Source organism: Pseudoalteromonas sp. TB51, assembly GCF_000498055.1.
Lineage (GTDB): Bacteria > Pseudomonadota > Gammaproteobacteria > Enterobacterales > Alteromonadaceae > Pseudoalteromonas > Pseudoalteromonas atlantica.
The window spans coordinates 1-6,147 of the sequence record NZ_AUTO01000029.1; the positions used below are offsets into that span (position 1 = coordinate 1).

The following is a 6,147-nucleotide window of genomic DNA, read 5'->3' on the forward strand; positions in this document are numbered from 1 at the left end:
TATCTCTCTTGCTCGCGGAGTACCCACTAAAATAACGGGAAGGCCGATGGTATTGACTAAGGTTACGAAGAAATTCAGCATTTTTTCTGACCCCCCGGAGCGAGAACGGCTAAGATGTTGAATTTCGTCTATAATAAGCACACCTAACGCATGAGCATTTGCAACTTGTGCCATCGCAGCCAAAAGCGTTTCAATACTAGGTCGCTTACTCATTGAGTATTGTTTTTCGTAATTGGATGTTCCTAAAGCACGATCTATCGCCCGAAAAAAATTCAAACATAATTCTTTCAATGAGCCATCATGAGAGCAATCAATCTTTAGATATATTATTTGTTCAAGGTTTGTATCTGGGTGGTAGATAACTTGCGGATATAGCGATAACAGTTGTTTCATTGCAGTAGTTTTTCCATTACCGCTACACCCTATAAGCGCCATACTTTGTGCAGTTGAATAGACCTCTGTGAACTTTATCGCCTTTAAATCCCCAGAAAGCACACGCTCGTACCCATTTTGAATATGCCTAGCCCAATCACCTGTATCAGGGTTTCTCCCTACGTAGCCACCTCTGATCATCAATGAAATCCGCTCATGTAGCTGTATATACTGACTAAGTGGTTGAAAAAAATCATCAATAACACGACAAATGCTATGCGCTCTATCAACTCCATTTTGATGAATATCATCAGGTGTGCAACGTAACTTTCCTTTTAAGGCGCTTAAATCATCAACAAAGCTATTTAAAGGCGGTAATGCTTCTATCAAAGGGTTTCCTTGATAGGCAGGTATAGTAGAAGGTTGATAAACGGCAATAACTCGATGACTTTGACTATTTTGCATTAATTATCATCCTCATCATTAAATAGCTCTGGTATAAAATTAGGAAGCTCATAATTTTCTTCTATACCTTTTAGCTGAACGATCTGTGCCGGCTTTTCTTGTTTGGGTCTATTTGGTTTAATGGCCAATTCCTTTCTCTCTTGCTCTCTTATTTGCTGCTTATTCCCTTTAATATCTTTTATTTTTTGCGCATTGCTCAAGGTGCTGGCTTTACGGTTATTTTTAGCTTTTTTAATTTTCTTCTCGAGAAGATCATCAAAATCCCTTTCAACAGCTGAATACTGGTATTTCGCCTCTGCTGAAACTTGTTTTTGCACCGCTTGTCGTTCCCAAACTTGGTACCAAGTCATATCACGGAACTCTCTACTTCTAGTTGAAATATCACACACCCAAAAAGTATTTTTCCCTGTTTCTGGAAATAGATATATATGATTAACAGAGCCTAGATCATAGGCAGCATAAAGGTTTTTTGGTCTAGTAACTTCCGTAGAGCGATGCATCCACCCAGCTTGGATAACTTCTTTTGCTGTATATACAACTCCCCACAACTTTACCCCTAATTCAGATACAGTTACTTTTTCACGAGGTAACAACAAAATTTTAGCGATGTCAGTATCTACTGTTCTTAAACTACCAGTACGGTGCTGAAGTCCCCATCGCCAAAGTTCAATTGGGATAGAAGGAATGCTTTCTGGCATGTCAGGAGCACGATCATATTTCTCCATTGGCTTATTCAAGTTATGAGCAAGGATTGAGTAGAGTATAATTTCAAAAAAATCAGATTTTGCGACCGCCGCCTCAACTCTATAGTCTTTTTCACCGTGCTTTTTAACCTTATTACCCGATACGACACCTGGCATATAAGGTTTAAATTTAACCTGAAAAGCTCCAAATGATCTCTCAACAATACCTTTCGCATCCCCTCTACGTGGAGGAGCACTTTCTAACCGGACTTTAATACCATTAACTAAGTAGCTCGCTTGATGGCTCATTAATTCACCGCGGTCAGCAAGTAAGACATCTGGAATCCCTATACATGGCCACTGTTCATCAGAAATATCTATGCCATATTTTTTGCAAATATCTACTTTACTACTAAAACTAGATATTAATGCTTTCATTGCCACCGGGAAGGATGCGTTATCAAAGCCAATATAAAATCCCGCAACCATGCGGCTGAAAACATCAATAACCATATATATAGTCGGTCTTCCGATAACTTTGTTTGGATCGTTATCATCTACCAAATATATATCTGCGATGGTAGCATCAATTTCATATCTGCTTCCTGGTCCTAAAGCTTGCTCTGTAGCTGTTCCATGAAGCGGTCGAATGTCCTTATTGTATTCACCTTTTGGGGTCTGCTTTATGATCTGAGTAGATTTGGTATATTCAGTTTTGTAAAAATATTGAAACTGTCGCAATGTTGGAATTTCGTGCTCAGCCACATCAGGGTATTTTAACTTATAGGCCTTTCCAAACTTGATGTATGCATATCGAATTGAGTAGCCTTTATCATTCATCAAATACTTGTCGCAGATAATTCGAAATTGCTTCCTAATATTTTCATTAACGGCTTCACCTTTACCTATACCATAAATACGCGGTCTACCTGCTTTAGTATTTGTGAAATTTCTTCTTTTCCCTGCTGCCCCAGAGTTCTTATAGTCGGGTAAAAGCGCATTTTTTATCTGACCTCTTTGCCAATAACGTCTAACTAAACGATAAATAGTCGATTTACTTTTATCAGATACAGCAATCGCATGGCTAATCCTTTTTGCTCGGGTACTCTTATTAAACGCCCCCTCACCATCAATAATAGGTTTTATCAGTTCATAATGTTTTTGACTTTCTAGGTAATTACTGGATTCTAGTTCCCAAGATTCAGCCTGAAGATAAGCATATGGATCAGGTATTTTTTCTACACGTCCCTCGTCAATCCAAACATTACATTCATCAAAGTAAATTCTTTCTGGTAAACCTTTATTCTCATCAAGAACAATCCAATAAAAATAGCTATTTTCAGTAAAAAGCACTCGATAGGGCTTACCATCAAATGCGATAGTTTCATTAACTTGCCACATAGGTACGCCTCTCAGATAAAGACATGCTTCTAAACGTAATATCTTTTGCTGTCAAAATGTGAAAAGGATAACGAATATCAAATGTGATAAGCCTTGCAGCACACATTAAACGTATGTCATATAAAGACTTACCTAACTCTTGCTGATATGCATTATCATACTCTTTACATATGTCGACCACTTTTCTATTAGGATAACGACTAAAATATGTTTTCATATTTTCAAATAATAATAACAACTCGTCAGTGATAATTTCATCAAAGTATCCTTTAACTCCATAAAGCCATTCAATATTAGATACGACAACCTTATCTATCTCTTTTTCTGTTACAAGGAAAAAAGGAACCTTTTTGAGCTGCCAATATCGGCGCTCAATTTCTAGCTTTTCAATTGTTCTAGGGTCTTTTAGCGCCTCTGAATATTTTACCTGGATAGCTAACTTTGGCTGATTTTTGGTGCTTAAATTGACTAAAAAGTCTGAAGACATTACAAGGTTTATCCCTCCTTGCGAAGGATGCCAAAGTTGACCTTCCTTAGATATATTCAGGGTGTCATCTCTATTCAGTGGGAACTGTTCACGGATATCAGTTACAGCAACGTTATAATCTAAAAGAAGAAACACTGCGAACTCAAGATCCGATAACACATGGTGAATCCGGCCAGTAAGGTGAGAGTAGACACGCTGGGAGCGACCATCTGAAGGTACTTCATTGACATAAAGCCATGGCTTGTAATTAGAAAGCCTTCCGGCACCACGACCATCCTTAATCCGTTTGTTGATTTGCTTTTCAGTTAGGACGTACTTTGATCTTGCCATAAAAAAATCCGGTTAACTTTTATTCAGTTTAACCGGATTTATAAAGTTTTCAACTTTAATGTGTTAGTTCTAAACTTTAATGTATTAGTTATAAACTTTATTGTTTAGTTCTGAACTTTATTGTTCGCCCACAACAGGTAATTACCAACCTTTTGATTTTACTCAACAGTAACCGATTTAGCTAAGTTACGTGGTTGGTCAACGTCGGTACCTTTAATTACCGCTACGTAGTACGAGAGTAACTGTAATGGCAGTGTGTAAACAATTGGGGCAATAATGTCGTCAGTGTGGTTTACGTTGATTACACGCATTGTGTCGTCTGACTCAAAGTGTGAATCTTTATCTGCGAATACGTAAATAATGCCGCCACGTGCGCGTACTTCTTCTACGTTTGATTTAAGCTTTTCTAATAGCTCATTGTTTGGTGCTACAACAATAATTGGCATGTCGGCATCAATAAGTGCAAGTGGGCCATGCTTTAGCTCGCCCGCTGCGTAGGCTTCTGCGTGAATATATGAAATCTCTTTAAGTTTAAGCGCACCTTCCATTGCAATTGGGTATTGCGAACCACGGCCTAAAAACAGTGAGTGATGCTTGTCGGCAAATTCTTCTGCAAGGTCTGCAATGCCATCAGCCAGTAGTAATGTTTCTTCAAGCTTAGCAGGAAGTACTTTTATAGCGTTTACAATGGCGCTTTGATCAAGGCCTTTTTCTTGAGCTATAGACGCAGTAAGCATTAACAAACCAACTAATTGCGTTGTAAATGCTTTAGTAGAAGCAACACCAATTTCAGCGCCGGCTTTAGTCATAAAGGCTAGGTCTGATTCGCGTACAAGCGATGAGCCAGGTACGTTACAAATAGTCATTGAGGCCATGTAACCTTGCTCTTTAGCTAGGCGTAACGCAGCTAGCGTATCGGCTGTTTCACCCGATTGAGAAATAGTCACAAGTAGGCTGTTTTCGTGTACATACGACTGACGGTATCTAAATTCAGAAGCTATTTCTACATTACAGCTAACACCCGCAAACTGCTCAAGCCAGTAACGTGCAACCATACCTGAATGGTATGACGTACCACAGGCAATAATTTGTACGTGTTTTACATCTTTAAATATTTGCTGAGCGCTGTCGCCAAAGGCATCAATTGCTACACGGTCGTCGTTTAAACGTCCTTCAAGGGTATTGCGTACCGCAAGTGGTTGCTCGTAGATTTCTTTTAGCATGTAGTGGCGGTAATCGCCTTTGCCTGAAGCATCTTGCGTGATGTTTGATTCAACAACTTCACGCTCTACAGCATCGCCATTTTCATCAAAAATTTCTACTGTATCACGCGTAATGCGGGCTACGTCGCCTTCTTCTAAAAAGATAAAGCTACGAGTAACGGGTAATAGTGCTAGCTGATCAGAGGCAATAAAGTTTTCGCCAAGGCCTAAACCTATAACAAGTGGGCTACCTGAGCGCGCTACGATGATTTCGTTGTCGTTTGCTTTATCAAATACAACGGTACCAAACGCACCTTCAAATTGCTTAACCGCTGCTTGAACAGATGCAAGTAACGTAGTGTGTTGCTTACGAAGCTTATGAATTAAGTGCACCATTACTTCGGTATCGGTTTCAGATAGGAACTCGTAGCCTTCTTCTTTAAGTGATGCGCGTAAGCTTGCATGGTTTTCAATAATACCGTTATGCACAAGTGCTAGCTGGTTGTTTGATACATGCGGGTGAGCGTTTTCTTCAGTAACGCTACCGTGTGTTGCCCAGCGAGTGTGTGCAATACCTGTATGGCCGCTAACGCCTGCTTTCTCAAGTGCAGCTTCTACGTTAACTACTTTACCGACTGCTTTTACAGTATTAAGTGTGTTGCCATCAAGCAATGCTACGCCTGCTGAGTCGTAGCCACGGTATTCAAGACGTTTAAGGCCTTCAACTAAAATTTTATTTACTGGACGTTCTGCAACTGCCCCAACTATTCCACACATAGTGTCTCCATTAATTTTTTAATTCTAGTAACTCACTTTGTAGTTACTAATCAATAATCTCTGCACAAATTAGTTTTACACCACACGCCTCAATCGCTTTGCGTTTATCATCTGCTAAGCCAGTGTCGGTTATTAAGGTGGTTACTATTTTCCACGGTAACTCTAAATTTGGTATTTTTCGGCCAATCTTATCTGATTCAACCATAACGATTACTTCACGGGCGGCTTTTGCCATAACTTGGCTTAAACCGACTAACTCATTAAAGGTAGTCGTGCCACGTTTTACATCTATGCCGTCAGCACCAATAAATAGCTGATCAAAGTCATAAGAGCATAATACGTTTTCGGCAACTTGCCCCTGAAACGACTCAGAATGCGGATCCCATGTTCCGCCAGTCATTAAAAGTGTTGGCTCGTTTTCAAGTGATAG

Annotated in this window: 4 protein-coding genes and 1 pseudogene; all 5 read right to left on the reverse strand. The window is 39.6% G+C overall.

Translation table 11 applies throughout. The features are described 5' to 3' along the window. Positions 1-837 (reverse strand): ATP-binding protein (locus L650_RS0100755; protein ID WP_029771807.1); only part of this gene is annotated, 837 nt, incomplete at its 3' end. Next, positions 837-2,921: a DDE-type integrase/transposase/recombinase gene (locus tag L650_RS0100760; protein ID WP_029771808.1), complete on the reverse strand. Its 2,085-nt coding sequence runs from the start codon at positions 2,919-2,921 to the stop codon at positions 837-839. The genes L650_RS0100760 and L650_RS0100755, both read right to left, overlap by 1 nt. Further along, a complete protein-coding gene (locus tag L650_RS0100765) occupies positions 2,908-3,738 on the reverse strand; it encodes a heteromeric transposase endonuclease subunit TnsA (RefSeq protein WP_004588895.1) in 831 nt (276 codons plus the stop codon). The genes L650_RS0100760 and L650_RS0100765 overlap by 14 nt, the downstream gene beginning before the upstream one ends. A 158-nt stretch (positions 3,739-3,896) precedes the next feature. Further along, positions 3,897-5,717 carry a glutamine--fructose-6-phosphate transaminase (isomerizing) gene (glmS, locus tag L650_RS0100770; RefSeq protein ID WP_029771810.1) on the reverse strand — a complete coding sequence of 607 codons (1,821 nt, stop codon included), beginning with the start codon at positions 5,715-5,717 and terminating at the stop codon, positions 3,897-3,899. Positions 5,718-5,763: 46 nt separating this feature from the next. After that, a pseudogene (locus tag L650_RS0100775) lies at positions 5,764-6,147 on the reverse strand (XRE family transcriptional regulator); the annotation flags it as partial.